This window comes from Dryocola clanedunensis (assembly GCF_038405435.1).
Classification (GTDB): domain Bacteria; phylum Pseudomonadota; class Gammaproteobacteria; order Enterobacterales; family Enterobacteriaceae; genus Dryocola; species Dryocola clanedunensis_A.
The window spans coordinates 1-538 of record NZ_JBBYHZ010000198.1 but is presented as its reverse complement, the minus strand read 5'-3'; the positions used below and the strand labels follow the sequence as shown (position 1 = coordinate 538).

General features: G+C 65.2%; 1 protein-coding gene. It reads left to right on the top strand.

What is annotated here, in order from left to right; all coding sequences use genetic code 11:
- The first annotated feature begins 106 nt into the window (after window positions 1-106).
- Window positions 107-478, top strand: a complete 372-nt coding sequence (locus tag AAE045_RS24210) for a type II toxin-antitoxin system prevent-host-death family antitoxin (protein WP_070427301.1) — start codon at window positions 107-109, stop codon at window positions 476-478.
- Window positions 479-538: the final 60 nt, after the last annotated feature.

Sequence of the window (538 nt, the reverse complement as noted above, 5' to 3'; positions counted from 1 at the left end):
GGCGCAGCCACCAGTCCTCATTTTCATAAATTTCATAAATCCCATATTTCTCACAATTCGTACGGATCGGGCTACACTGGGCGCCATCCGCCAGGGAGCCGCCGCCATGCTGCACGCGCTCAAGTTCGACCCGATCACCGAGCTGACCCGCACGACCGCCTCGACGGTGAAGGAGCACTGGCGCAAGGTGATGCAGGACGTCCGCGAACAGCAGGCCGTACTGGTCACCAATCACAACGAGCCGCAGGCCGTCATTCTGTCCGCCCAGCAGTACCAGGCCATGCAGGCCGAGGTCGTGTCGTTGCAGCGGGACCTCGCGTCCCTGCGCGAACAGGCCCCGGCCCTGCAGCAGCTCCGTCAGCGCTTCGATGATCGCCTTGCCGTGCTGGACAGCGCCGCGGCCGCCAACAAGGCGCGCGCGCTGCTGCGCAAGCCGGCACGCCTCAAGGGCAAGGTGGCCGCAGGCAGCGGTTACTGATGCCTGCACGGCCCTTCCTGTTCGTGCTGGCAGGGGTCAACGGCGCAGGCAAGAGCTCCA